The following is a 24,461-nucleotide window of genomic DNA, read 5'->3' on the forward strand; positions in this document are numbered from 1 at the left end:
GCTATTTAAGCCGTCCGGATTTCTGACGGAAAAGAAGACTCACTCGGTTAGAGCGAAAAAAAGCCCGCCATTGGCGGGCTTGATAGCAGCGGCTATCGAATAATCTCGTAGGTGACGCGCGTGTAGGTACTGCAACCACGATTGTGGCAGTCCATTATTGCAGGAATATTTTGTTACTGAACATACCGTTTCCTGATGGCTGTATAGCCGTGGGCTTCAAGCGCTGACTCATACGTATTGAATATTGAGCGCACCCTGTGCTGATGTCGTGATCTGCGCCTGAACCCGCCACGTTGTGTGTATGCGTTCGGGTGTGAGGACGGCTTTGGGCTTACCCGTTGAAACCACACGACCCTGATCGAGTACCACAAGGTGTTGGCAATATTTTGCCGCCAGATTCAGATCGTGAAGAGCAATCACCACCGTCACGGGCAGCGAAGAGATAAGACGCATCAATTCAAGCTGGAATTGGATGTCGAGGTGATTGACGGGTTCATCCAGCAGTAAAACATCCGGTTTTTGCGCCAGTGCGCGGGCGATTTGGCAACGTTGGCGCTCACCGCCGGATAATCGTTGCCAGCAGCGGTCGACCAAATTTTCCAGTTGCATTAACGCCACCGCCTCGTCAACGGCGCTGGCATCCTCTGCCGTCCAGAACTGGAATGCGCCACGATGAGGCGTGCGCCCGAGACGAATAATGTCAATCACCGTGAGTTCATCATCGGCTTCGGCGTGTTGCGGGACAAAGGCCAGTTTGCGCGCCAGCTGATTGCGCGAAAGTTGGTTCAGCCTCAGTTCGCCGAGCGTTATCTTCGCGCCCGAATCAGGCATTAGCCCAGCCAGCGCACGCAGTAGCGTTGATTTTCCTGAACCGTTGGGCCCAAGCAAACCTACGGTTGCAGACTGAGCTGCGTCGAAGGAGACCGTGGTGAGTATGCGGCGCGCTTGAAGTTGGACGCTGAGGTCACTGACCGATATCGTCATCGTTTAGTTGCCCTTTCGTTGATAGAGAAGGAAGGCAAAAGCAGGGGCGCCCACCAATGCAGTCACCACGCCGATGGGTAAAACCTGATGTGCGATCAACGTTCTCGATATCAAGTCGGCAAGGATCATGAAATGGCAGCCCGACAGGAATGTCACGGGAAGGGTGATAAGGTGTCGCTGTCCAACCAGCATGCGGGTCACGTGCGGGATGACCAATCCGACAAATCCCACCGCCCCAATTGAGCTGACAATCACCGCCGTGATGAATGCCGTAATCAACAGCAACACCACCCGCACTTTCACAACCGGAGTACCTAACGTTACCGAGACATCGACACCAAATGAAAACGTGTCCAGCGTGCGTGCATAGCACATGATCACCCCAAATCCGCTGACGATGACGATGGCGCACAGAACGGCATCTGGCCAGCGAACGCCGCTTAAACTGCCTAAGAGCCAAAACATCACACCGCGCGATTGCTCCGCATTGGCTGATGTGCTGACGATGTAAGACGTGAGCGCATTGAACAGCTGTGTTCCGGCAATACCGGCCAAAATGATGCGCCCGGTGTTTTCCCCCATCCCTCTTGAGAGCAAAATAATCAAGCCAAACGCCAGGCAAGCGCCGGCAAAGGCACCACTGCCAACCGTCAACACGCCGCTGCCAATACCCAGCAGCATCACCATTACGGCCCCGGTGGAAGCACCCGCAGAGATACCCAACAGATAGGGTTCCGCCAGCGGGTTTCTTAACAACGATTGCAACACCAGGCCGCAAAGGGCTAAGCCACCTCCGCTGCATGCCGCCATGAAGGCCCGACTCATCCGATATTGCCAGACGATGCCAGCCTCAACGGGAGGGAGATCATAATGCATCAAGCCCACCCCGTTGGTGATCGCCTGGAAGGTGGCGCTCAATGAGATGGGCATATCGCCAATGCTGGATGAGAAGATCATCATTACGGGCAAGCTGATAAAGCCCGCGAGAAAAATAAAGCCGATCTTAAATGGGTAAGCCCGATTCATACTATTTAAACGCGGCAATCTGCTGACCGATCAGCTCAACAGCATCGACATTGCGCAGGGATGGATTGAGTGACATCGCTGGCACGATCACGATATGACCCTGTTTGACCGCACTCATTTCGCGTGTAACGGGATCGCTGGTGAGAAAAGCCTGTTTTATGGCGACATCATCGGCTGGATACAGCCTTCTATCCATGCTGGCGATGACGATGATATCGGGCTGAGATTGTGCGATATGTTCCCAACTCACGGCGGGCCATTCATCGGAGGAATCAATGATATTTTTGAGGCCTAGAGTCTGAGTGATCCAGCCTGGCGCACCATCACTGCCTGCGATCCACGGATCGCCTTTAAGGCGTGTGCTTGAGAACCAATATACCACCTTAAGGGGTTTGCTGGTGTGAAGCGCCGCCTGTTGTTGTGCCTGAGCGATTCGTGCAGATAACTTCTCCTTTAAGGCATCGCCACGCTCCGTCACATCGAAGATGTTGGCAAGCGCGGTGATTTCATCATAAATCACGTCAATCGAGTAAGGTTTCACGCGCGCACCGTCGCCGTTTGAAGTGGCGGTCACCGATTTGCCCTGACAATCAGCAGGTGAAATCCAGGTTTTGATGCCAGGTTGTTCAAATTGATCGCGAGTAGCGACTTCACCCTGAGGCCCAACATGCCAACTGTACTGCGCCAAAACCAAATCAGGTTTTTGCGCGACGACGGCTTCAAAGCCCGGTGAGTTGTCCGCGAGGCGTTTAAGGCCACTGCCAGCCTGTGCTAATTCAGGGGGGAGAGGGCCGAACCAGACGGCGGTTCCCGCGATTTTACTCCCCAGACCAAGTGCCAGAAGGAGTTCTGTTTCATGCTGACCAATGGTCACCACGCGTGCAGGTGGTCGTGAAAAGGTTTCCGTTTTACCGCAGTTTTCAATGTCGAGTGGAAAGGCGGAAGCCAGTGCGGCTGAACTGCTGAATATCATTATGAGTGCCAAAAGGCGGGTCGAAAAAGTGCGCATGATTTACCGATTACGTAGTAATGTTATAACGTAACATAATGGCAAGTCTGATGTATTCATGTCAATTGATTCTGATACCCATTGTGAGTGTTAAGTGTTGAGGCTATTGAAGCGAAGTCCGTGGCCCGGACTTCACTCTGATCTTAACCCGGACCATCACTTCCTGCCGCCAGCAGAGGCACCACCACATCACTGATCGGTGTCGCGATGCCTTGTGCTTTGCCGCGTCGCTGCACAACGCCATTACGGATGTCCCACTCAAGCGGGCGATTGGCCTGACGATCCGCCAGGATCGAGGTGCCTAAATCTGCCGGGGCGCGATGGAAGCCAGCCATAATTTCCTGCGGCACGTTGTCGCTAAGATTGGCGCCTTCCGCACGCGCCACAGTCATACACTCCCGCAGATAGGCCAGACCCAGCTCGGTGATATCTTCGCGCTGAAATATCCCGGCGCGGCGATTGGCGAGCACCATTAAACCGGCGACGGCGTTTTGCAACAGTTTGCGCCAGGCAATGGTGAGGAAATCTGCCTCCAGTTCGACCGCACAGCGCGAGTCTTGCAGTGCTTGCACAATACGCTGTGCTGGCGCGACGTCGGGCACAGTCAGGCGCGGCTTCGCGCGTAACCACACCGAGGCATCAGGCTCGCGCTGAGCCGGGAACCACACCACAGAAGGCAGTACCGTTGCGCCATTGACTAATGGAGACAGCTGTTCAACTTGCTCCACACCATTTTGCAGCGCGCATACCACCGTATTCTCATCGCATAACACCGCCAGCCAGGGGGCAATTTCCGCAACCTGAGTGGTTTTGACCGCCACAAACACCAAATCATAGGGTGCACCAATGTCTGCGGGATTGCTCAGCACCGGGCCAGGCACCACAATCTCACCGTCTTCGTGGCGCAGCAGCAATTGAGTATGTGCTGTACGTCCGCACAGTGTTGGCGTGCGATTCATTTCATGTAGCGCGGCAGCCACAGTGGTACCGATGGCGCCGGGTCCGACAAGGGTGATGGTTGGAAACTCAGACATGCAGCTATTCTCCTGTTTATCCAGTGCTGCCCACAGGGTCAGCGAAAACTCTCTATTACAGCCTGGCATTGTGACTGAATGATGTGCGTTCCATCGGCCAGATAGAAAAATAATAGCGCGGGATAATCACTCAACGCCTGCCATAAAAGGGCGAATTACAGCAGGGCTATCTGTTTCTGTTGCAGCAGTTGCTGCATCTCAGCATCAGGTTCTCCATCAACAATCAGTGTGCTGGCCAGTGACAGACCGCCAATGGCGAACGCCGATGCTGAGTTGAGTTTCTCTTTAGAGACCATCACCACCGTTTCCGCCGCACGCGCCGCCAGTGCACGTTTCACACCGGCTTCTTCGTAATTACCCGTGGTTAACCCTGCGGTTTTGTGTACTCCGGTGACGCCCATAAAGAACAGGTCTGCATTGATGTGTGCAATGGCTTCGATCACCGCTGATCCCACGGCAACCACCGAGTGACGATACAGTTGGCCGCCAATCAGAATCACCTCAACCAGAGGAAAATCAACCAGGGCGACGGCAATACTCGGACTGTGGGTCACCACGGTAAAAGCCAGTTCTTTGGGCAGCAGTTGCACCATTTCCGCTGTGGTTGTACCGCCATCAATGATCACCACCTGACCCGGTTGAATCAGTTGCACTGCTTTTTGCGCGATCAGACGCTTAGAACTGATTTGCACGTTTTTGCGTGTTTCGAAAGGGGCAATAGCAGCAGAAACCGGCAGCGCACCCCCGTGGACACGTTGCAATAATCCCTCACTCGCCAACTCCCTTAAGTCACGGCGAATCGAGTCTTCAGAGACGCTAAAGCGCTGGCTGAGTTCACTGGACATCACTTGCTGTTCATCGGCAAGAATCGTCAATATCTGCTGTTTACGTTGACTGGAAAGCATAATTTTCTCATTCGTGTTTTTGCTTGTATGTGCACGATTATGCATGATAACGTCTGTTTTGTCAGCCATCGGGAGACCAAACATGCAGCATAAAGTGCGCAATATTCGTGAGCAGTTGTTATCCGACAACTGGTACACCTTAAAAAAATACACCTTCGATTTACAGCGTGCCGACGGCAGTTGGCAACAGCAAAGCCGCGAAGCTTACGACCGTGGCAATGGTGCGGTGATCCTACTTTATAACCGCCATAAACAGACAGTCGTCCTGACACGGCAATTCCGCTTTCCCATCTTTATCCATGGGCATGATGGCTTTTTGATCGAGGCCGCAGCCGGTTTGCTGGATAACGCCTCGCCTGAAACGCGCATTATTGCCGAGGCAGAAGAAGAAACTGGTTACACTGTCACAAATGTTGAGAAGGTGATGGAGGCTTATATGAGCCCGGGTTCGGTGACGGAGAAGTTATTTTTCTTTATCGCGGAATATCACGATGGCGACCGAAAGCATGCTGGCGGCGGTCTTGAGGAAGAGGGGGAAGATATCGAAGTACTGGAGTGGCCTTTCGCACGCGCCATGGACGCGATCCGAAACGGTGAAATCGAAGATGCCAAAACCATCATGTTGCTGCAACACCTGGCATTAAACATTCAATTTGAGGAGAAAGTGCCATGATGATTCTGATCGCAGGTCCGGTTCGCAGTGGCACTCACGGTGATCAGCAACTGATTGAGCAAAATATGCAGAAACTTGATCACATGGCGTTGCAGGTTTATCAAAGGGCCATACCCCGGTGATAGGTGAATGGCTGGCGTTACCGCTCGCCAATGCGGCGGGTTCGCAGCGGATCGGGGATGAAATCAGTGAAGCCTTCCTCTATCCCGTTGCGCATCGTCTTATTCAGAGCTGTGATGCCATTTTACGCATGCCTGGCGCTTCAACGGGAGCGGATCAGGATGTGCAAGTTGGCAAGGATTTGGGGTTGAGTATTTTTTACGATATCGAGCAGGTCCCCTTGGTTCAGGCCCAGGCAGGATACATATAGACTGATAGGGCAAGCTCTGTTTTGCCGATTTGAACACCAAGGGCGGAGGATAGTGTTATGGAGGAAGTGATGACGGATAGAGCCTACTATTTCAGCGATCGGCTGGAGATGGATACGGAAGTGGTGCGGTGTGAAGCGCAGGAAGATGGCCGGTTTCGTGTGCAACTGGCGGCGACCCTGTTCCATCCGCAAGGCGGCGGGCAACCCGCTGACCAGGGTACGATAGGTGAGGCGACGGTGTTACAGCTCATCCAGCAAGAGGGTGAGTTAATCCATATCACTGACCGCGAAGTGGCGCTGGGCTGCGTGCATATCCAAATTGATGCGGCACTGCGTAAGCTGCACACGCGTTACCATTCTGCGGGGCATTTGATTGCTTACGCCGGAGAGAAGTTTGGCTGGTTAGGTTACAAAGGCGATCATCGGCCCGGCAATGGACGTATCGTTTTTAAACCACAGGGCGAACCACAAGCCGTTGATGACTTGGTCATCGCTGAAGGTGTCGATGCGCTGGTGGCGCAGGATTTAGCGCGCGTGCTGCGGGATGACGCCGGACGCAGAATGGTCAGTTGGGGCGATCTGACACCTTACGCCTGCGGTGGCACGCATGTGCAACGCACCGGAGACGTTGGCGATATCGTCATTACCCGAGTGAAAGAGAAGAAGGGCGAACTTTCGGTGCAGTATGAAGTGCGGGATTGATGAGCAGGCGGATTAACGCCTGCACTGCGCTACTTAAATTCATCTATTTTTAATTGTGCGAAAGCCTGATCAACATCGCTATACGCTTGTGAGGTGGTATAACTGCCAGACAGCTGCCAATAAAAAACCGGAGCGCCAGGTTCTTCGCTGCTTTCCGCTACTCGATAGCGAGAGAATTTTATTTGCGCGGCTTCAGTCAGATCATCATTGTCCTGATTTGACGAGAATTTCATCGCGCGGATCAGGTAATAAACGCCCTGGATATTGTGCAGTTCAAAACCAATGATTTTGTCAGAGGAACCCGCAAGACGAAAATCCGACCAGGTAAAACCATCATCATCCGGAACCGGTAAAATAAACCAGTTACCGTTTTTATTGATGAAGGCAGATAGCGTCTGACTGGGATGCGAGGTGTTATTGTCAAAGGTCGCAGAGACCAGCAAATCCGGGACGCCATCCTGATTAAGGTCGATATTATTCGCCCCTGCCAGCAACCCGACCCGCGTAGCACCCTGCGCACCGAAAACGGTACATAATGACAGAACGATAAACGCGAAAGTTTTTAATTTCACTGCACGCTTTCCTTACTGGTTAAGACAATATCAGGGATTAACACCTGAATATTGAAAGACAGCATGGTATTGCTGCCTGATGGCCATCATGGCGTATTTTAAAAATTTTGCTCTCCAATCGCGCTGAATTATGGGTGTTTTTTCTGTGATGTGAAAGGGTGAACGGAATAATTAAAAGAAAAGAGATTAACCGACGAAGCGCGTCATCCATTACGCACTTCGTTAGAGGAAAACAGACTTAATGTGAACGTCTTTCCTTAACCCTCAACTCATACCTGCGCCATGCCGCCATCCACGAAGAGTTCGGTGGCATTAACAAAGCTGGAGGCATCGGATGCAATAAACGCCACCACCTGACCAATCTCACCGGGTTCACCCAATCGGCCCAATGGCACCTGGGCAGCTAATGCATCGAACAATCCCTGACGCTGATCTTCGGGCACTAAATCGCCCAAACCCGGCGTGCGCACCGGACCAGGGCTCACCACGTTGACACGAATTCCGCGATCTTTCACATCCAGTGCCCATGAGCGGGCAAAGTTGCGCACGGCGGCTTTACTGGCGCTATAAACACTGAATCCTGCGGTGCCCTGAACCGAAGTGGTGGACGAGGTCAAAATCACCGAGGCTTTGTCGCTTAACAGCGGCAGCGCTTTTTGCACGGTAAACAGTACGCCACGCACGTTGGTGCCAAAGATCCGGTCGAAGTGTTCTTCAGTAATCGCACCGAGTGGCAACATATCGCCGCCGCCAGCATTGGCGAACAGAATATCAAGACGGCCCGCCTGGCGTGCTATCTGCGCATACACCGCATCCAGATCGCTCAGCACAGAAGCATCAGCGCGGATGCCGGTTGCCTGCGCACCGATAAGCGTCACGGCGGTATCCAGTTCAGGCTGTCGACGACCGGTGATAAACACCCGTGCGCCCTGAGCTGCCAACGCCTGAGCAGACGCTAAGCCAATTCCGCTGGTGCCGCCAGTGACTAAGGCAATTTTACCGTTTAATGAAGTGTTCATGTTTGCTCTCCCAAATGGATTTAAGTGTGTGATGACTGCGTTGCAGTGCATGGGAGGCAATGTAACCGTGCATGGTTTAGTGATAAATGGTGTAAAATCAAAATCACTATTCCTGTGTATGGATAATTAGCATGGACCAACTGTTGGCAATACGAGCATTCGCGCGCGTGGTGGAGGCGGGAAATTTTACTCGCGCTGCCGATTCACTGGATATGCCGAATGCCACGTTGAGCAAACTGGTGCAGGAGTTAGAAGGGCATCTGGGTGTACGCCTGCTTCAGCGCACCACACGGCGCGTCACCGTCACGCCTGAAGGACGAGATTATTATGATAAAGCACTGCGTATCGTGCGTGACCTGGAAGATATTGATGGCGCATTTAACGCGGTAAACGGTACACCGCGCGGGTATCTGCGCATTGATATTGGCGGCTCAACGGCGCGTGAGGTTCTCATCCCACTGCTACCTGATTTCGTTGCGCGATTTCCTGAGATTCGCCTCGATCTCGGTGTATCAGACCGGGCTGTGGATCTGATTAGCGACAATGTCGATTGCGTGATTCGTGGCGGTCCACTGGGTGATTCATCGCTGGTGGCGCGTCATCTTGGTGATGCTGAGATGATCACCTGCGCGGCACCCGCATATCTCAAAACTTACGGCGTGCCAGCCTATCCGCAAGAGCTTAAAAATGGCCATCGCTGGATTAGCTATTTATCCCCGCAAAGCGGGCGCGCCTTCCCGCTGCGCTTTGTGCAGGGTAATGAGAAACAGGAAATGAAAATCGAGCATCGCATTGGGATTAATGAAAGCAATGCTCATCTGGCAGCTGCGGTGGCAGGATTAGGCATCATTCAGACATTTCGATACGCAGCAGCCAAAGATTTAGCGTCAGGCGCACTGGTGGAAATACTGAAGGATTGGCGGCCCGCCAGCTATCCGTTTCACGTGGTATATCCGCAAAACCGCCATCTGACCCAGCGTTTACGGGTGTTTATCGAATGGTTGCGTGAGGTATTTCCTGCGCGACTCAATGGATGACAAGCCAGAGGCGATCTGTTAACTTTTTGTTTCTGAACTCCCTATTTTGACTACAGGCCTGCGTAAATGACACTTTCAGCCGCACTTTCCACGTCATACGAACATGGCCTGTATGCGATCTGCTGTCCGCCACCGCCTCCTGCACGCGTTGTGGTTCGCTAAGAACCGGAAGTCTTCACGCTTAAATTTCCAACGTTTGTTTTAGGAGCATTTTCATGCGTTCTTCGTCTTTGACGTCGCAAGCGGCGACGTCGGGCTTCGTGCTGCTGTGGGGCAGTGCGGCCATCTTCTCTCGCCTGGGTTTGGACAATGCCTCACCCATCGCGCTATTGATCGTGCGCTTCGGTGTGGCGCTGGTTGCATTATTGCTGGTGGGCCTATTTCGGCGTCGCTGGTTACCCGATGCGGACAGCCGAAAAACGGTGATGTTTACCGGTCTGATTTTGATTGGTGCCTATTCGGTGTGTTACTTCCAGGCGATGGCCGAGGGGGTGACGCCAGGTTTAATCGCCACCATCATGGGCATACAACCGATCCTGACGCTCTGCATCGTGGAAAGGCGCATGCAGGGCACGCGATTACTGGGATTGGTGATCGCCTTAGCAGGATTAATACTGCTGGTGTGGCGCAGTCTGGCGGCGTCGCAGTTGCCGTTGAGCGGCATTGTCTTCGCTCTCGGCGCACTGCTGTGTATGACGTTTGGTGCCATCATGCAGAAAAAGGTGTCCCAGCATCCCGCGCAGGTACTGCCGCTGCAATACGCGGTGAGCCTGGCGCTGTGTGCTCTTCTGCTTCCGGTTAAAGCCTTCCATATCGACTTTACGTTGCACTTCTGGATTTCCGTGCTGTTTCTTGGGGTGATGATCTCGGTGGTGGCGCAGCTGCTGCTGTATCGGCTGCTGAGTGCGGGAAGCATCGTTAACGTCACCAGTTTGTTTTATCTGGTTCCGGTGATAACGGCAGTACTGGATTACCTCTTGTTAGGTAATGCGCTGCCGTGGTCGGGGATGATGGGAATGCTGGCTATTCTGCTCGGCATCATGCTGGTGTTTCGCACACCGCGCCTGAAAACATCGGGGTAAGATCGAACAGGGCGCATCAAAATGGATGCGCCCTTTATCGTGGTTAAACCGTGCCGGTGCCGCCATCAGAACACCAAACCTGCCCGGAGGTGAAGCTATTCGTTGTTTCCGCAAACGTCACGTAGAGTGGCGCGATTTCAGCAGGTTGACCGGGGCGACCCAGTGGCGCGGAAGCGCCAAATTGCTCCACTTTCTCCTGCGGTTGTCCGCCACACACCTGCAATGCAGTCCAGTAAGGGCCGGGTGCCACGGCGTTAACGCGGATTTGGTCTTTACCCAACTGTTTGGCTAAAGCTTTAGTAAAGGCCGCAATCGACGCTTTGGTCTGGGCATAATCCAGCAGGATGGCGCTGGGATCGTAGGCCTGCACTGACGACGTGTTAATGATCGATGAACCCGCCGGTAGGTACTCCAGCGCCGCCTTGGTGATCCAAAACATGGCATACACGTTAGTCTTAAAGGTCGCATCAAAATCTTCTGTCGAGAGGGTACGAATCGATTCATTGAACTGTTGACGGCCGGCATTGTTGACCAAAATATCCAGACCATCGAGTTTCGTCGCCGCTTCCTTCACCAGCTGCTGGCAAAAGGCTTCGGAGCGAATATCTCCCGGTATGGCAATCGCCTTACGACCTTCCGCTTCAATCAGTTTTATCACCTCTGCCGCATCCTGTTCTTCATCGGGCAGGTAATTTATCGCCACGTCGGCACCCTCACGCGCGTAAGCAATCGCCACCGCACGTCCAATCCCGGAATCGCCGCCGGTAATCAGCGCTTTACGACCGGTTAAACGACCAGTGCCACGATAGCTGGTTTCACCATGATCCGGGCGCGGTTCCATTTTTGCCGCCAGCCCAGGAAAATCCTGTAGTTGTTTTTTAAAGGGAGGTGTCGGATATTGATGGGTGAGCAGCGTTTTATTAGTCAATGAACTCATCTTAATCTCCATGTTCTTCGCTAGTGATTAATTAAGCCTGGCATAAATGTGATATATGTCACGTCAAAAAATGACCAATTGAAATTTTTCAGCTTAAGCGAGGCGGTATTATGGCTGCGGCGATGGAAATAAAAGGCGTGACTGGAATGAGAGGGGAGAGCAGAATAAGCGCAAGACGTCAGTCATATATCGTCATTGCACTTATTCAATTGCCAGTTGAACCTATTGGCATCCTTGTCGGTGAGGCGACTAGCGCGCCCGATGCGGCTTAAGAGCCTTTGTTACTACTTTTTCCGCCTTTTTTTCCGGCTTCGGAGGCTTTCTCAGGGTTGTCTTTAAAACTACCGCCGCCACTGCTTTGCCCACCTTTTTTACCCGCTTCAGATGCCTTTTGTTTATCATCTGCGAAGTTACCGGAACCGCCTCTATGCTCGGCCATAAAATGCCCTCATTCATGCATTGCGATTACATAATCGTGGATAGCGTCACACGTTATGTCCAGACTGCAGAATTAAGGTTAGTGCCACTGTGAATATTAACAAGCGCGGCGGCAGCGTATAAGTGGATTATCGAGTATTTTTTCGTATCTTATTTTTTAAGCAAATGAATTATGAAGGTTAATAATTAATTATTAATATAATCGAAGCGTATTTGACGCTTCGATTATCAATAAGGCCGATTAACTCGCAGGGATTTGAGTGAAATAGGTCCCGCTATAAGGTATGGGCAGGAAATCATTGAAGATTTGCTTTAACGTTTGCTCGGGTTCGACATCCGCGAACAGCTGAGGATAAAGTGTTTTTGCCATAAATTCCGTTGCCGCGATGTGCCAGGGGCTGAGGTAAAAATTCATCCAGATGACGGCGGAGTGGCCGTTACGTAGCGCGGCTAATTCACGCAATCCGTTTTGCTGCGAGGTCAGTTGGGCGAAGCTGCTTTGCACCGCTGGCAATGCCACTTCTGGCCCCAGCTTCAGCAAACCCTGCGCCTCGTTATCGCCAAATCCGGTGGCGAAGTAGTAATTAGGCTGCGCCGCAATCACCATTTCTTCACTCAAGCGACCAAACACGCCGTGCTGCGTTTTAGCCGCGATATTATCGCCGCCTGCGGCGTTTAACAGTTCGCCAAGGCTGCCGTTGATGGCGGTGACACAGCACTCATTACGGCGGCCAAGATGCAACTGCAACAACACTGAAGGCTTCGCGCCGTGATAACTGGCCAGCCGATCATGAATCACCTGCATATGTGCGTCATAAAAACGGTTAAAGGCCTGCGCGCGAGCCTGCTGATTCAGCACCTCGCCAAAAATCTCCACGCTGCGACGGGTATTCTTCAGCAGATGCACGCGCAGATCGATTTTCACCACCGGAATATGGGCGGCTTTCAGCATACTCACCAGGCGCAGATCGGCATCATCGTAGCGCGCCAGGCTCGGCAGGATCACCACATCCGGTTTGAGCGCCAGGATCTGCTCAGGATTGATGGCATTCGGGCCGCCTGAACCGAGGGAAGGGATTTTTAACATTTGCGGGAACTGGCGCGCAAAACTGTTCCACGTCTGGCTATCGTACTTTTTCAAATCCTGAGGCCAGGCAACGATATGCTGAAAAGGATTGCCCGGTTCCAGCAGCGCCAGCGTGTAGAGCATGCGACTTTCACCCAGCACAATGCGCTGCGGATGGTCAGGGATATCCACCTGATTACCGTCAATATCCGTGACGGTTTTTGCCAGCGCGGCGCTACTAAGCACCAGTAAGAAGCAGGCCAGAACAATCAGCATTGGCCCCCAGAGGGAAGGGGCGCGCCGGGCACCCGCTTTAACCACAGAATCAGAACTCAACGCTGGCCTCGACCATCAGGTTACAGGTTTCACCCTCACGCACGCGCAAATTGCCGCCGCTGGAGGTGTAATAGTGCTTGTTGAACAGGTTATTCAGATTCAACTTAAGTTGTGTCTTTTCACCAAACAACTGATTGTTCCAGGCGATAAAGCTGTCCGCCACCACGTAATCCGGCATCGTGAAGCTATTTTCAGGATCGCCCGCTCGCGAGCCGACATAGCGCGCGCCGCCACCGACGCGGAAATCACCGGGAATGCCGTTGATACTGAGGTTGTGGCTGAGATAGAGCGCGCCCGAATGACGCGGTGCATTTTGCAGCCGATTGCCATTGTTAGCAGAATTTACGCCATCATCAACAATCTCAGCCTTATCGTAGCTGTAGTTAGCGCTGAGATCCCAACCCGGCAACACTTCGCCGTTCAGCTCAAACTCTGCGCCACTGGAACGGGCTTTATCAATTGCCCGCGTTGAACCGTTAATGCTGAGCGACATGTCACGTTCATCAATGCGGTACAGCGCGACGCTGGCAAACAGCTTTGGCGAGATCTGCCATTTACTGCCGACTTCCCAGGTCGTGCCCTGTTCGGGTTTACCGACATTGCCGTCATCGTCCACATCGGTGGAAGGCGTAAAGGATTTGCTGACGCTGCTGTAAAGCGAGACATCAGGGGTGATTTTATAAATCAGACCCGCTTGTGGCAGGAATTTATTGCCTTCACTGTTCAGTGTTTCCACCACCGGGTCGAAGCCTTTTGACGCACGCTGCTCGTAATGCTGATAGCGTCCGCCAAATACCGCAATCCACTGTTCCGTCAGTGAAATACTGTCTTTAGCGTAAACCGAACGGCTATGAATGCGGTTCAGGTTATTGGCGTTGGCGGTGTTTTCCGAGGTGCTATTGGTGACCGGTGACAGGATATCGTATTGCGGATCGGTAAAGTTAAACCCGGTGTTGGATTTCCCTTGATACTGATGCGCGCGATAAGTCTGGTTCATCTCATAATCAGTCCCGATCACCACATCGTGGGTCATGCCCAACAGCTGTTGTGAACCGAGCAGATCCCATGAAACGTATTTCGTTTTGTGGTTAAAGCCACGGTTAGCATCAGCACGACGCGTGACAACGCCGGTGGTGGGGTTAATGGCGGTGACGCGCACTTCGTTGTTGTCGTATTGACGCTGATTCCAGCCAAAAGTGACGCGCGTGCTCCAGTCATCATTAAACTGCCAGTCATAGTGCGCATTAAGGGTTTTGTTGTGACCCCAGGCATGATTCGCCTTGTCGTCGAGACGATCTTTGTAGCCGATATCCAGCGGCTTGCCATTGATAAAGGCGGTGCCACGATCGTAGGGGATATCGTATTGATAATCTTCATAGCTCACGAAAAAGCTGGCTTTTTCACCGTACCACTGCAACGAAGGCGCGATCAGCGTATGTTTGTCGCTGCCAAAATTGCGCCAGTAATCCTGATTCTGCTTTTCGGCAATCAGGCGAAAGGCAAAGCCGTTGCCCAACGGGCCGGTGATATCAACGGTACCAGCGCCACCACCTTCGCTGGAGGAACGGCCGCTGACTTTGGTGTGCCAGTCATATTGCGGTTTTTTGCTCACCACGTTGATCACGCCGCCCGGATTTTGAATGCCATAGAGCAGGGATGCCGAGCCTTTTAGCACTTCGACGCGTTCGGTGGTGGCATCGAAGTTCAACCCCTGGCTGCTGCGAATGCCATCACGATAGATTGACCCATCAGAGTTGCTGCCAAATCCGCGACGCACAAAGCCATCTTCGGTGCCTGCCAGAGTATTGCCCTCTGTGACACCACTGACAAAGCGCATCGCATCAGTGAGATTAGCGGCTTGATAGTCTTCAAGCTGTTGTTGGGTCACCACACTCACCGATTGCGCTTCGTTCAGACGCGGCGTGGGCGTTTTGCTGGCGACGGAACTGCTGGTGGCGTTATAGCCTTGCGGGCGACTTTCCTGCGCGGACACCGTCAGGGTATTACTGCTTTCCGCTGCCAGACTGCCAGCTGCAGTGAAAACGCTGACACCGTATATTGCGGCGATAATGGCCGGATGGCATTGTGCTTTAACAGCGAAACTCTTGTTGTTATTCATTTAAATAAACCTGGTGTTGGTGCGGAATTAATCTCGTCCATGAAACGAAGCTAGGATTAAATTATTTTCAGCAGAGAAAAGTGCATGAAATAAGCATTCTCTGTGGATCGTGCGCCTTAAACTGAGATGGCGTGATGTTATTGAGAATCATTCAAACATGAAAGAGTGTAGTAGTAAACGGAAATAATGGCGTGGATACTACAGCAGAAAGAGAGTCCATCAACGCTATTTCCATTAGAGATTTAATTGTTATAAATGCAACAAAAACAGTTAGATAAATAGATTTCTTGCTGCAATCAAACGTTCCACCCCAAAGGAGCGATAGCGATCAGGGTGCTGGATTAAACAAGAAATATCACTACAATGCCGTGCCTAAATGGGGAACGAAATCACGCCCTGATGACAAACAGGTAAAAAGATGGCCATAAATAAAATTAAAAATCGGGTTGATGTATTAGGTGAACGCTATCGCGCACGCGCTCCGTCATTATCGTCCAGCCTTCAATCCGTCGCGCGATATATCCACGATAATCGTGAGGCAATATTAGATGCCACCGCCATGGAAATAGCGGATGCGACTCATACCTCAGATGCCACCGTGGTGCGTGCCGTTCAGGCATTGGGATTTGCCGGTTTGCGTGATTTGAAAACCACGTTGAAAGCCTGGTTTGGCCCGGCGATGAATTCAGAAGAGAAAATGAGCGCCACCGTCAGCGAGCTGTCGTGTGACATCAATTCGGGGATCGATTTCGTACTGGGTGGCCATAAACGCGCCTGCGATGCCCTCTCGGAACCTCACAATCGGCAAGCGGTGGCGCAGGCTGTCGCGATGTTGATCGACGCGCGTCAGGTAGCGCTCTTTGGCATTAATGCTTCAGGGATTTTGGCGGATTACAGCGCCCGCTTATTCACGCGCATTGGCATTCCTGCCGTCACGCTCAACCGTTCGGGCATTGCCCTCGCTGAACAGTTGATCACCTTACAGCGTGGTGATGTGCTGATCATGATGGCGCAGAAGTCTGCTCATAAAGAAGGGCTGACTACTCTGAAAGAGGCGAAGCGGCTGGGGATGCCGGTGATTTTGCTGACCAATGCCTTAGATTCAGCCTTCGCCAAAGAAGCGGATGTGATTATCAACGTGCCGCGCGGTGGGGAGAATGGTCGTATGCCTCTGCATGGCACCGTGCTGGTGTGTCTGGAGATGTTGATTTTGTCGGTGGCTTCAGCGACTTCATCGCGCACGGTAAAAACCATGAAACGCATTCAGGATCTCAATCGTTCACTGAAACCCACCGGTAAGAAATAGCGTTATTAATTGTCAGAGGTACTCGGCGCGGCGGGTTTGACCATTCCGCTGCGCGTGACAAGCCATACCGCCAGCACAATCAGCAATGCACCGCTTATAAAGCCCTGATTGATTTGCTCGTCCAGCACTAACCAGCCCCACAGGATGCCAAAAGGCGGAATCAGGAAGGTGACGGTGAGGGTGCGCAGGGGGCCAATATCGGCCAGCAAACGGAAATAGATGATGTAGGCCAGCGCAGTACAAATAAAGCCGACGGCCAAAATACAGGCCCAGACTTCAGGTATTTGCCAGTTCGCCGCCGGCGTTTGCGGGGCGCTGAAGGCAAAGAAAGGCAGCAGGAAAAGCGAGGCGCCCAACTGGCTACCGAACGCCACTTTCGTGGCATCAAGCCCGCCGCGCGAACCGATCCAGCGCTTGGCCAGAAAGCCGGCAAAACCGTAACAGGTGGTGGCGACCAGACAAGCCGCAATGCCAAGTATCAATGCGTGCGAGAGCACCCCTTCGCCAGTGGTGCTGATTAACATAATGCCGACAACACCGGCCACCATACCCAGCACTTTACTCACGGTCAGTTGTTCATTGAAGAACGCCGCACCAATCACGACACCCATTAACGGCGCAGTAGCGTTGAGTATTGCGGAGTAGCCTGCGGGCAGCACGCGAGCGGCAAGGCAATACATCAGGAAAGGTAATCCTGAGTTAATCACACCCAGCAACATTGCCCAACCCAGTTTGCCTTCGAAGCGACGCGGAATGCGCAGTACTGCCATCACGATGATTAAACCCAATGCGCCACATAACACGCGCAAAAAAGCCGTATTAATCGCACCCAGCGCGGGAACGGCAATACGCATAAAAAGAAAACTGGCTCCCCAGATAGCCGCCAGCAGCAAAAGTCGCAACGAGTCCGATGTTCGCATGGTTCAGATTCAATCATTAGAAAGATGGGCTGACATCATAGCAAAAATTCTTAACACTCAAAGCGATGTCGCGGTGCTATGTTACTTCGCTGGATAACAAAAAACGGCGAGGAAATGAATGCATTGGGAGTCTGAAAGGCTGCTGTATCGGCCGATTGAGCGCACGGATTTGCAGGCGCTTTTTCGCATCTATGGCGATGCACGAACACATCAATTTAACCCACGCGGGCCTTATCCAAGCCTTGATCATGCGCGAGAAGTGTTATTACGCAGAATCAAAGACCGCGCTATTCATGGTTTCGATGACTGGGTCATCATGGAGAAAAGCGATCCTCAACACGTGATTGGTTTCGGTGGCGTATTCGTCAGCGAATTCAACGGGCGCAGAACCAACAATCTGGGTTACCGTTTTGAACCGGATGCCTGGGGAAAAGGCTATGCGACAGAACTCGCGCATCGCGCCATCCGCCACGGTTTTGAAGATCTAAAACTGAAAGAAATTGTCGGTGTGGTGAGAGAAAACCACACCGCATCAAGCCGCGTACTGGAAAAGGTCGGGATGACTTTCCTCGAAAGGGTGTTTAATCCGCAAGATCCGCCCGCCAGTTTGATGTTCACCATCACACGCCAACAATGGAGAGAAAGAAATGGAACAGGTCATTAGAAAACTCACTGCAGAGGATTACGCACAGTGGAAATCGCTGTGGTTGGGCTATCTCGACTTTTATGTCAGTGAGGTCACGGAAGAGGTCACCAATACGACATTTCAACGATTGGTTGCGGAAGGCGAACCGATGCATTGTCTGGTGGCGGAGGAGCAGGGCAAATTGACTGGGCTGGTGCATTTTATTCGCCATCGCAGCACCTGGACCCTGGGTGACTATTGTTACCTGCAGGATCTGTTCGTCAGCCCAGACGGGCGTAAACAAGGCACGGGTCGCGCGTTGATCGCAGCGGTGAATGCTGCCGCTGAGGCATTGAACTGCTCGAAAGTGTATTGGATGACGCGCGAGAATAATTACCGCGCCCGAGCGCTGTATGATCAGGTCGCGACGAAGACGGATTTTGTGCAATACCGTGTTGCACCCTAATCAGCAATTTCACTCACACCGCTTGTCAATTCTTCCTACCATCCTGTACCATTTGGGAATCGATCATTTCCTAAATGGTATCTCCCTTAGCGCAAACTCAAATCTTGATACGAGAACGCGGCCAACCATGCCAACCAGGAACGATTATGTTTTCGACCTATCCGACCAAGAATTTGACCAATTAGGAAGTAACCATTTCCAATTCTAGGAGTAACGGATGAATGCCTCAGAATTAAAAATAACATCGCGCTGGTCACAACCTGTCACCAACCTGCCTGATTTTTCCCATCATTACGCCACCGTAGACGGTGTTCGCATCCACTACGTTAGCGGCGGCAACCCACAAGGTGAAACCCTGGTGCTGTTAGCCGGGTTCCCACAAAGCTGGTTTGCGTGGCGCAAGGTAATGGCTCTGCTTGGCGATCGTTACTTCATTATCGCGCCCGATCTCCCCGGTCAGGGGGATTCCGATAAGCCTTACAGCGGATATGACACCACTTCTCTGGCAGAAAAAGTACAGGGCCTGCTGCTGCAACTGAACATCCATCACTACTATCTTGCGGCGCATGATGTCGGTGCGTGGGTGGCCTGGCCGTTTGCCCTGCGTTATGCCAATCAGATAAAAAAACTTGCACTGCTTGACGCCGGCATTCCGGGCGTGACCTTGCCGGATGCGCTGCCTGCCACGCCCGATAAGGCCTGGAAAACCTGGCATTTCGCCTTCCATCTGCTGCCGGATCTGCCTGAAGCCTTAATTGCCGGGCGCGAAGAGATCTATCTGGATTGGTTCCTGAAACGCAAAGCCGTCAGCCCAATGGTGTTTGACGCGGAAGATATGGCGGAATATGTGCGCTTGTTGCAACAGAACGGGGCATTGCGCGCAGGCATGGCGGCCTATCGCGAAGTGAGCGTCTCGGCGGAACAAAACCGTGTATGGCTGCATGATAACGGCAAACTGACGGTGCCGTTGCTGGCGGTCAGTGCCGATCAGGGTTCGATCCCCGATATGGCGATTCCGCTTCAGGAGTTTGCGGCTGAGGTTTCAGGCATCAAAATCGCGCACTGCGGTCACTTCATCCCGGATGAGCAACCGCAGGCGCTGGCTGAGGCACTGCGCGAGTTTTTTAGTTAGTTGCGCAGACTGGCGATCTCCACACGTTGACCACTGGCAGATGAGCGCACCATCGCTTCAATGATTTGCTGATTCTCCAGGCCAAAGCGTAAATCCGGGAAACAACCGGCTTCGCTGCTGAGGCCTTTAATCAGGTCGTAAATTTCGATCACTTTCACATCGAAGTATCCCAGGCCACCGCCAGCGAAATCGAAGCCAAAGAAGCCTCCAAACTGCTCGACCTGAGAACCGGCATAAATGGTTTTAAAGCCACGATCGTGTTTCGCATCGCCATAACGTGCAATCTTCAGTTCGTTAAAGCGCTCACCGTCCATGATGATGGTGCCTTCGGTGCCCGAGATTTCCCAGGCAATGCCGAACACTTTTCCTGCGGAGATGCGTGAAGATTCAATCACGCCACCGGCGCGGTTCTCGAAAGTCACGAGCGCCTGGAACTGATCGTCGTTTTCCACTTTCAAACGCGCCGCCTGTTTATCTGCCTGGGCACCATAGCCTGAACCACCACCCGCCGCAGGGCGCGTGTCAATAAACAGCTGCTCCTGTCCTACCACGCTCTTGATTGGCCCCATCAAATATTGCGCCACGCTCACCACGTGTGAGCCTAAGTCACCGAGTGAGCCAGAACCGGCCTGTTCGCGTGAGCAACGCCAGCTCCATGGCAGCTCGGGATCGTTGAAAAATCCCTGATCGAACCAGCCACGGAAGCGTGTCGGTGTGCCGATGTCACCGCGATCGATCATCTGCTTCGCCAACTGCGCTGCCGGCGTTTTGATGTTATTGAACGCCATGATGGTTTTCACACCTGCTCGCTCAGCTTCCTGGGTCAGGGTTTGTGCTTCCTGCAACGAAACGGTGAGCGGCTTTTCGCAGTAGACATGTTTACCTGCACGAATCGCGGCCAGCGCCATGTCGAAGTGCATGCTATTAGGCGTGGTGATATCAACAATATCGATTTCAGGGTTGTTCACCAGCGACTGCCAGTCCGCCGTGCTTTGTTGAAAACCGTAGCGTCGAGCCGCTTCTTCGGCCAGTGCGGGCGTGACATCTGCCAGCGTATGCAGAACGGGTTGCAGCGCCAGGTTACGATACAGTAAACCCGCGCGGCGCCATGCATCGGCATGTGCCTGGCCCATAAAGCCTGAACCGATCAGGCCAACATTCAGTGTTTTTCCAGCCATCAGCGGCTCCTTAAGCGTTTGCAGGTAAAATGTGTTGGGCAACAAAACGTTGTGCGCGAGTCACGGTCTCCAATGGGGGCGCTTTCGCCGGATCCTGCTCGGCTTCCACCACCATCCAGCCCTGATAACCGCTGCGAGCGATAAACTCTGCCAGCGGCCGATAATCAATACCGCCGTCGCCTGGCACGGTAAACATCCCTGCGAGCACGGCTTCGTTGAAGGTCATACCGCTGGCCCGTACTTTTTGCAGGCGATCCAACCGCACATCTTTTAGATGGATGTGGCAAATGCGGTCGGCGAATTCCTCAATAAGTTGCGTATAGGAGAATCCGGCAGCGGTGGCGTGACCGGTATCCAGTAACAGGCCAACGGCGGGCGAACAGGCATTTATCAACGCACGGATTTCCGGCAGTGTTTCGGCCACCATCATGAGATGGTGGTGATAGGCGAGGCGTAAATCGTATCGATCAAACAGGGCTTCGGCAAAGCGGGAAAGGCGATCGGCATAGTCGGCGACCTGACTCTCCGGCAACAAACGTCGGGTGCTCAGTGGCACATCCAGCGCGTTGTCAGCCATCCAGCCGCATTCGCCGTACACCATCACGTTGGCGCCATTTTCCTGCAGCAGGGTGGCATGGTTGTGCACCGCATCCAGCTCCTGCTCAACGCTGCGTTCGGTGAGAAATCCGTCATGCCAGCCTGACACCAGCTGCAGTTGATGTTGTGCCAACAGCTGCTTCAATGCCCCGGGTTCGCGCGGGAATATGCGACTTAGCTCGACGCCCTGAAATCCGGCCTGTTTCGCTTCTTTCAAACAGTGTTCGGCCGAGGTCCCTGCGCCGAGGTATTGCAGCACTTCATTGACCCAGGAGAGTGGGCTGACGCCGAGTTGAGGTGCGGGGTGACCTGTGCGATAAAACGCTTCTTTGATCATCGGTTATATCCTGTAGGGGAGATAGCGATGAAATTAGCGGATGCGATGTGCAGCGGCGAGCGGTTATTTGACGTAAAACCATCAAAATTTGCAGGCTTAACGTCAAAAAAATATTGATGTGATTTTGGATGGAAATTGATGGGTTAACAGGGAGATAGAAAAGCAAGTCAATAGGGGTGGCCCTTAGAAGGCCACCCATCTGGACTCAGAACGACAGGGTGACGCCAGCGTAATAGGCGCGGCCCGGTTCGTTGTAAGTTGAAGCACCTTCATCTTCACGATAAATGCGCTTATCAAACAGGTTGTTAATACCCGCATTAGCACGCAAATTTTTAGTGATGTCGTAATTGAGGTTCAAGCCGACAATGGAATATGGCTTGATTTCACGTTGTGAAAGACCTCCAGGTCTTCCCTCAATAACTGTTTCTGCATTTTGGCGCGGTTTTTGGCGGCCATACTGCGTCCAGTTGATATTGGCGCTAAGGCTATCAGTTGCTTGCCACTCTAATTGTGAGTTGATAGTAAATTCAGGAATGACCGATAGAGGATTTCCGGTCTTCTTACTTTCTGAACGGAACATGTAAGTCGCATTAGACCGCCACTCAAGTGTGTCCGCAATCAATGGAATAGTCAGGTTCCCTTCCAGCCCCTCTACAATGGCTTTGCCTCCATTCTCCCACTGAAGCACGTTGTAAGTACCATTGGTGTAGACAACATCAGTACCGGATACAATTTTGTTTTTGTAATCGTTACGGAAGTAGGTGATACCCGCGACATAACCCGCGTGGTTAAACTCTAGTCCCACTTCTTTATTGACGCTCACTTCAGGATCGAGATTGTCATTCCCTAATAAATAACATTGGGATAGGCCAATTGGGCAGCCATTGCCACGTGTTGATAGCAGGTAGCCGGGAGTTGATTGATATAAGTTAGGCGCCTTGAATGCCCTCGCAATACCCGCTTTGAGCGTAAAATAGTCGCCCAATCCTTGCGAAATATTTAGGCTTGGACTCCAGTTAGCGCCAAAAGCATCATGATAATCAAAGCGTAAACCCGGAATAATTTCAGTGCTGTCAGTGGCGGCAATATTATCTTCAAAATAAAGAGAACTTATCGTGGCGGAGTTATTACTGCTGCGCTGAGACGGATCGCCTGAACTACCTGGCAAGTAAAGGTTTGTACTTGCAGATTGCATTGACGCAGGGTCATTAAGCTCATCGCGGTTCCATTCCGCTCCCAACGTCACGGTTTGGTCCACCAATAATTCCAGTGGGAAGTTTATTTCTCCGCCAGCACGATAACTTTCCAGACGACTGGTCGAATAAACATTACTGTTGATCATCCCTTCAACACTTCCGGCAGTGCCTTCTTTCAAGCGAGTGTTATTGGTCTTCTCGTAGTTGAAATTAATTTTGGATGTGCCCCAATCCCAGATACCGTTATGAGTGACGCCATAGCTCTGACGATATAAGCGGTTTGTTTCACTGCCGTACAGAGATTCAACTAAACCACCTGCACTGCTATTTCCATTGCTGTTCTGCGTGTCGCCCGCATAAATATTGCCCTGACGGCTATAGCCGTAGGAGAAATCAACGATCTGAGTAGGAGTGATTTTCCATGACAGTACACCGTTAATATCTTTATTACGTACCCCTTCCCGTCCCGCAGCATAAGAGCCGTTTTGAGCGGTATTGATATCATAAGCATCCGCATCGGTGCGGTTGATATTGCCATACAGACGCATGGTTAATGCATCGCCAGCCAGTGGGCCACTCAAATTGAAGTTGGCGCGACGCGTGTCACCCTCTTTACTGTTTTCGGGCTGATTGGTGAAAAGTGACAGTGATCCATGCCAGTCATTGGTCGGGCGTTTAGTGATGATGTTCACCACGCCGCCAGCCGCACCGGAACCGTAACGCGCGGCGGCTGGGCCGCGAATCACTTCAATACGTTCTACCATCTCCGCGGGCACCCAGTTGGTATCACCTCGCGAGTCACGTTCGCCACGCCAGCTGTAACGCACGGAGTTACGCGAACTGACCGGCACGCCATCTATCAGGATTAAGGTGTTTTCCGGGCCCATGCCGCGAATATCAATCTGGCGGTTGTTGCCACGACTACCGCTGGCCCCGTTACCGGTCAGGTTGACGCCCGGCATTTTGCGGATGATATCGGAGAGGTCGTTAACCGGTGGGCTTTTCTCAATGTCCTCAGCGGTAATAGTGGAAACGCCAGGCTGTTGTTTCAGACCCTGTTCTGCAGTGACGATCATTGATTCATCGTCAGCCAGTTTTTCCGGTGGTTCTGCGGCATAAGCAGGTGAGGTGAGCAAGGCTGCCACAATCAGTGCAAGAGGGCGCTTCCTGACATACAAAGTTACATTCACTTAAATCTTCTCCCTGAAGTATTAACATATGTAAGCAAATGCGCATGATAATGAGAATGTTTCTCATTGTATATGCGACAAACCGGCGTCTCCTTTTTTTCTCCATGATTGGTGCAAATTGCGGGGGAAACGTGAAGAAACGTAAAGCCAGAGTGACGTTTGTGCTTAAAAAACGTTGCGGAGGAAAAGCGTTCATCAAACTGTC

Annotated in this window: 23 protein-coding genes and 1 pseudogene; 9 read left to right on the top strand and 15 right to left on the bottom strand. The window is 52.3% G+C overall.

Translation table 11 applies throughout. From position 1 onward, the window contains the following. Nucleotides 1–228: 228 nt before the first annotated feature. From FD737_RS08375 to FD737_RS08395, 5 genes are all read right to left on the bottom strand, one after another. Entirely contained in the window at nt 229–984 is a 756-nt protein-coding gene (locus FD737_RS08375) for an ABC transporter ATP-binding protein (RefSeq protein WP_160833243.1), read from the bottom strand. Between the two features lie 3 nt (nt 985–987). After that, complete coding sequence (locus tag FD737_RS08380; protein WP_160833244.1) at nt 988–2,010, bottom strand: iron ABC transporter permease; 1,023 nt, start codon at nt 2,008–2,010, stop codon at nt 988–990. Nucleotide 2,011: 1 nt separating this feature from the next. Beyond that, nucleotides 2,012–2,983, bottom strand: a complete 972-nt coding sequence (locus FD737_RS08385) for an ABC transporter substrate-binding protein (protein ID WP_237448764.1) — start codon at nt 2,981–2,983, stop codon at nt 2,012–2,014. A gap of 179 nt (nt 2,984–3,162) precedes the next feature. Then, on the bottom strand, nt 3,163–4,053 hold the full coding sequence (locus tag FD737_RS08390) for an oxidoreductase (RefSeq protein WP_160833246.1): 891 nt from the start codon (nt 4,051–4,053) through the stop codon (nt 3,163–3,165). 155 nt (nt 4,054–4,208) lie between these two features. Next, complete coding sequence (locus FD737_RS08395; RefSeq protein WP_160833247.1) at nt 4,209–4,958, bottom strand: DeoR/GlpR family DNA-binding transcription regulator; 750 nt, start codon at nt 4,956–4,958, stop codon at nt 4,209–4,211. 82 nt (nt 4,959–5,040) lie between these two features. Between FD737_RS08395 and FD737_RS08400 the strand changes: the two genes are divergently transcribed. The 3 genes and pseudogenes from FD737_RS08400 to FD737_RS08410 all read left to right on the top strand — a co-directional run bounded on the left by FD737_RS08400 (nt 5,041) and on the right by FD737_RS08410 (nt 6,703). Continuing rightward, a complete protein-coding gene (locus FD737_RS08400; protein ID WP_097117789.1) occupies nt 5,041–5,631 on the top strand; it encodes an NUDIX domain-containing protein in 591 nt (196 codons plus the stop codon). Further along, a pseudogene (locus FD737_RS08405) lies at nt 5,628–6,001 on the top strand (NUDIX hydrolase). Before FD737_RS08400 ends, FD737_RS08405 begins: the two are co-directional and overlap by 4 nt. Before the next feature lie 69 nt (nt 6,002–6,070). Continuing rightward, entirely contained in the window at nt 6,071–6,703 is a 633-nt protein-coding gene (locus FD737_RS08410) for an alanyl-tRNA editing protein (protein WP_160833248.1), read from the top strand. A 29-nt stretch (nt 6,704–6,732) separates the two neighbouring features. Here FD737_RS08410 and FD737_RS08415 read toward each other — a convergent pair whose 3' ends face one another. Continuing rightward, nucleotides 6,733–7,275 (bottom strand): CpmJ protein, encoded by a 543-nt coding sequence (locus tag FD737_RS08415; RefSeq protein ID WP_160833249.1) that lies wholly within the window; start codon nt 7,273–7,275, stop codon nt 6,733–6,735. Nucleotides 7,276–7,544: 269 nt separating this feature from the next. Next, nucleotides 7,545–8,294 (bottom strand): SDR family oxidoreductase, encoded by a 750-nt coding sequence (locus FD737_RS08420; protein WP_160833250.1) that lies wholly within the window; start codon nt 8,292–8,294, stop codon nt 7,545–7,547. A 131-nt stretch (nt 8,295–8,425) separates the two neighbouring features. On the opposite strand from FD737_RS08420, the gene FD737_RS08425 reads away from it, so the two are divergent. Continuing rightward, on the top strand, nt 8,426–9,331 hold the full coding sequence (locus FD737_RS08425; RefSeq protein WP_160833251.1) for a LysR family transcriptional regulator: 906 nt from the start codon (nt 8,426–8,428) through the stop codon (nt 9,329–9,331). A 209-nt stretch (nt 9,332–9,540) separates the two neighbouring features. After that, nucleotides 9,541–10,413, top strand: a complete 873-nt coding sequence (locus FD737_RS08430) for a DMT family transporter (protein WP_160833295.1) — start codon at nt 9,541–9,543, stop codon at nt 10,411–10,413. Nucleotides 10,414–10,456: 43 nt separating this feature from the next. Here FD737_RS08430 and FD737_RS08435 read toward each other — a convergent pair whose 3' ends face one another. The 4 genes from FD737_RS08435 to FD737_RS08450 form a co-directional block, all read right to left on the bottom strand. Continuing rightward, a complete protein-coding gene (locus FD737_RS08435; protein ID WP_097117795.1) occupies nt 10,457–11,350 on the bottom strand; it encodes an SDR family oxidoreductase in 894 nt (297 codons plus the stop codon). A 268-nt stretch (nt 11,351–11,618) separates the two neighbouring features. Beyond that, nucleotides 11,619–11,789, bottom strand: a complete 171-nt coding sequence (locus FD737_RS08440; RefSeq protein WP_034827492.1) for a KGG domain-containing protein — start codon at nt 11,787–11,789, stop codon at nt 11,619–11,621. A gap of 240 nt (nt 11,790–12,029) precedes the next feature. Continuing rightward, entirely contained in the window at nt 12,030–13,130 is a 1,101-nt protein-coding gene (locus tag FD737_RS08445; RefSeq protein WP_160833252.1) for an ABC transporter substrate-binding protein, read from the bottom strand. A gap of 49 nt (nt 13,131–13,179) precedes the next feature. Further along, on the bottom strand, nt 13,180–15,309 hold the full coding sequence (locus FD737_RS08450) for a TonB-dependent siderophore receptor (protein ID WP_160833253.1): 2,130 nt from the start codon (nt 15,307–15,309) through the stop codon (nt 13,180–13,182). 418 nt (nt 15,310–15,727) lie between these two features. On the opposite strand from FD737_RS08450, the gene FD737_RS08455 reads away from it, so the two are divergent. Continuing rightward, the gene (locus tag FD737_RS08455) at nt 15,728–16,615 is read left to right on the top strand and encodes a MurR/RpiR family transcriptional regulator (protein ID WP_160833254.1); all 888 of its coding nucleotides are present in this window, start codon (nt 15,728–15,730) and stop codon (nt 16,613–16,615) included. Between the two features lie 5 nt (nt 16,616–16,620). Here the strand turns inward: FD737_RS08455 and FD737_RS08460 are convergent, their stop codons facing one another. Beyond that, a complete protein-coding gene (locus tag FD737_RS08460) occupies nt 16,621–17,535 on the bottom strand; it encodes a DMT family transporter (RefSeq protein ID WP_160833255.1) in 915 nt (304 codons plus the stop codon). 118 nt (nt 17,536–17,653) lie between these two features. Here FD737_RS08460 and FD737_RS08465 point away from each other — a divergent pair, with 118 nt between their 5' ends. The 3 genes from FD737_RS08465 to FD737_RS08475 all read left to right on the top strand — a co-directional run bounded on the left by FD737_RS08465 (nt 17,654) and on the right by FD737_RS08475 (nt 19,758). Beyond that, nucleotides 17,654–18,199 carry a GNAT family N-acetyltransferase gene (locus FD737_RS08465; RefSeq protein ID WP_160833256.1) on the top strand — a complete coding sequence of 182 codons (546 nt, stop codon included), beginning with the start codon at nt 17,654–17,656 and terminating at the stop codon, nt 18,197–18,199. Beyond that, on the top strand, nt 18,183–18,626 hold the full coding sequence (locus FD737_RS08470) for a GNAT family N-acetyltransferase (protein ID WP_097117801.1): 444 nt from the start codon (nt 18,183–18,185) through the stop codon (nt 18,624–18,626). Before FD737_RS08465 ends, FD737_RS08470 begins: the two co-directional genes overlap by 17 nt. Before the next feature lie 217 nt (nt 18,627–18,843). Then, on the top strand, nt 18,844–19,758 hold the full coding sequence (locus tag FD737_RS08475; protein WP_097117802.1) for an alpha/beta fold hydrolase: 915 nt from the start codon (nt 18,844–18,846) through the stop codon (nt 19,756–19,758). Here the strand turns inward: FD737_RS08475 and FD737_RS08480 are convergent. The 3 genes from FD737_RS08480 to FD737_RS08490 all read right to left on the bottom strand — a co-directional run bounded on the left by FD737_RS08480 (nt 19,755) and on the right by FD737_RS08490 (nt 24,256). Continuing rightward, on the bottom strand, nt 19,755–20,936 hold the full coding sequence (locus FD737_RS08480; RefSeq protein ID WP_160833257.1) for a Gfo/Idh/MocA family protein: 1,182 nt from the start codon (nt 20,934–20,936) through the stop codon (nt 19,755–19,757). The two genes, FD737_RS08475 and FD737_RS08480, sit on opposite strands and share 4 nt — an antisense overlap. Before the next feature lie 10 nt (nt 20,937–20,946). Then, a complete protein-coding gene (iolE, locus tag FD737_RS08485; protein ID WP_097117804.1) occupies nt 20,947–21,870 on the bottom strand; it encodes a myo-inosose-2 dehydratase in 924 nt (307 codons plus the stop codon). Nucleotides 21,871–22,075: 205 nt separating this feature from the next. Then, on the bottom strand, nt 22,076–24,256 hold the full coding sequence (locus FD737_RS08490; RefSeq protein WP_160833258.1) for a TonB-dependent siderophore receptor: 2,181 nt from the start codon (nt 24,254–24,256) through the stop codon (nt 22,076–22,078). Nucleotides 24,257–24,461: the final 205 nt, after the last annotated feature.

The sequence above is a fragment of the Pantoea sp. Seng genome (genome assembly GCF_009829935.1).
GTDB lineage: Bacteria > Pseudomonadota > Gammaproteobacteria > Enterobacterales > Enterobacteriaceae > Pantoea > Pantoea communis.

Coding starts and splice junctions, on each gene's coding strand:
- FD737_RS08375 (WP_160833243.1), bottom strand. CDS start 984: ATGACGATATCGGTCAGTGACCTCAGCGTCCAACTTCAAGCGCGCCGC.
- FD737_RS08380 (WP_160833244.1), bottom strand. CDS start 2,010: ATGAATCGGGCTTACCCATTTAAGATCGGCTTTATTTTTCTCGCGGGC.
- FD737_RS08385 (WP_237448764.1), bottom strand. CDS start 2,983: ATGATATTCAGCAGTTCAGCCGCACTGGCTTCCGCCTTTCCACTCGAC.
- FD737_RS08390 (WP_160833246.1), bottom strand. CDS start 4,053: ATGTCTGAGTTTCCAACCATCACCCTTGTCGGACCCGGCGCCATCGGT.
- FD737_RS08395 (WP_160833247.1), bottom strand. CDS start 4,958: ATGCTTTCCAGTCAACGTAAACAGCAGATATTGACGATTCTTGCCGAT.
- FD737_RS08400 (WP_097117789.1), top strand. CDS start 5,041: ATGCAGCATAAAGTGCGCAATATTCGTGAGCAGTTGTTATCCGACAAC.
- FD737_RS08410 (WP_160833248.1), top strand. CDS start 6,071: ATGACGGATAGAGCCTACTATTTCAGCGATCGGCTGGAGATGGATACG.
- FD737_RS08420 (WP_160833250.1), bottom strand. CDS start 8,294: ATGAACACTTCATTAAACGGTAAAATTGCCTTAGTCACTGGCGGCACC.
- FD737_RS08425 (WP_160833251.1), top strand. CDS start 8,426: ATGGACCAACTGTTGGCAATACGAGCATTCGCGCGCGTGGTGGAGGCG.
- FD737_RS08435 (WP_097117795.1), bottom strand. CDS start 11,350: ATGAGTTCATTGACTAATAAAACGCTGCTCACCCATCAATATCCGACA.
- FD737_RS08440 (WP_034827492.1), bottom strand. CDS start 11,789: ATGGCCGAGCATAGAGGCGGTTCCGGTAACTTCGCAGATGATAAACAA.
- FD737_RS08445 (WP_160833252.1), bottom strand. CDS start 13,130: ATGCTGATTGTTCTGGCCTGCTTCTTACTGGTGCTTAGTAGCGCCGCG.
- FD737_RS08450 (WP_160833253.1), bottom strand. CDS start 15,309: ATGAATAACAACAAGAGTTTCGCTGTTAAAGCACAATGCCATCCGGCC.
- FD737_RS08455 (WP_160833254.1), top strand. CDS start 15,728: ATGGCCATAAATAAAATTAAAAATCGGGTTGATGTATTAGGTGAACGC.
- FD737_RS08460 (WP_160833255.1), bottom strand. CDS start 17,535: ATGCGAACATCGGACTCGTTGCGACTTTTGCTGCTGGCGGCTATCTGG.
- FD737_RS08465 (WP_160833256.1), top strand. CDS start 17,654: ATGCATTGGGAGTCTGAAAGGCTGCTGTATCGGCCGATTGAGCGCACG.
- FD737_RS08470 (WP_097117801.1), top strand. CDS start 18,183: ATGGAACAGGTCATTAGAAAACTCACTGCAGAGGATTACGCACAGTGG.
- FD737_RS08475 (WP_097117802.1), top strand. CDS start 18,844: ATGAATGCCTCAGAATTAAAAATAACATCGCGCTGGTCACAACCTGTC.
- FD737_RS08480 (WP_160833257.1), bottom strand. CDS start 20,936: ATGGCTGGAAAAACACTGAATGTTGGCCTGATCGGTTCAGGCTTTATG.
- iolE (WP_097117804.1), bottom strand. CDS start 21,870: ATGATCAAAGAAGCGTTTTATCGCACAGGTCACCCCGCACCTCAACTC.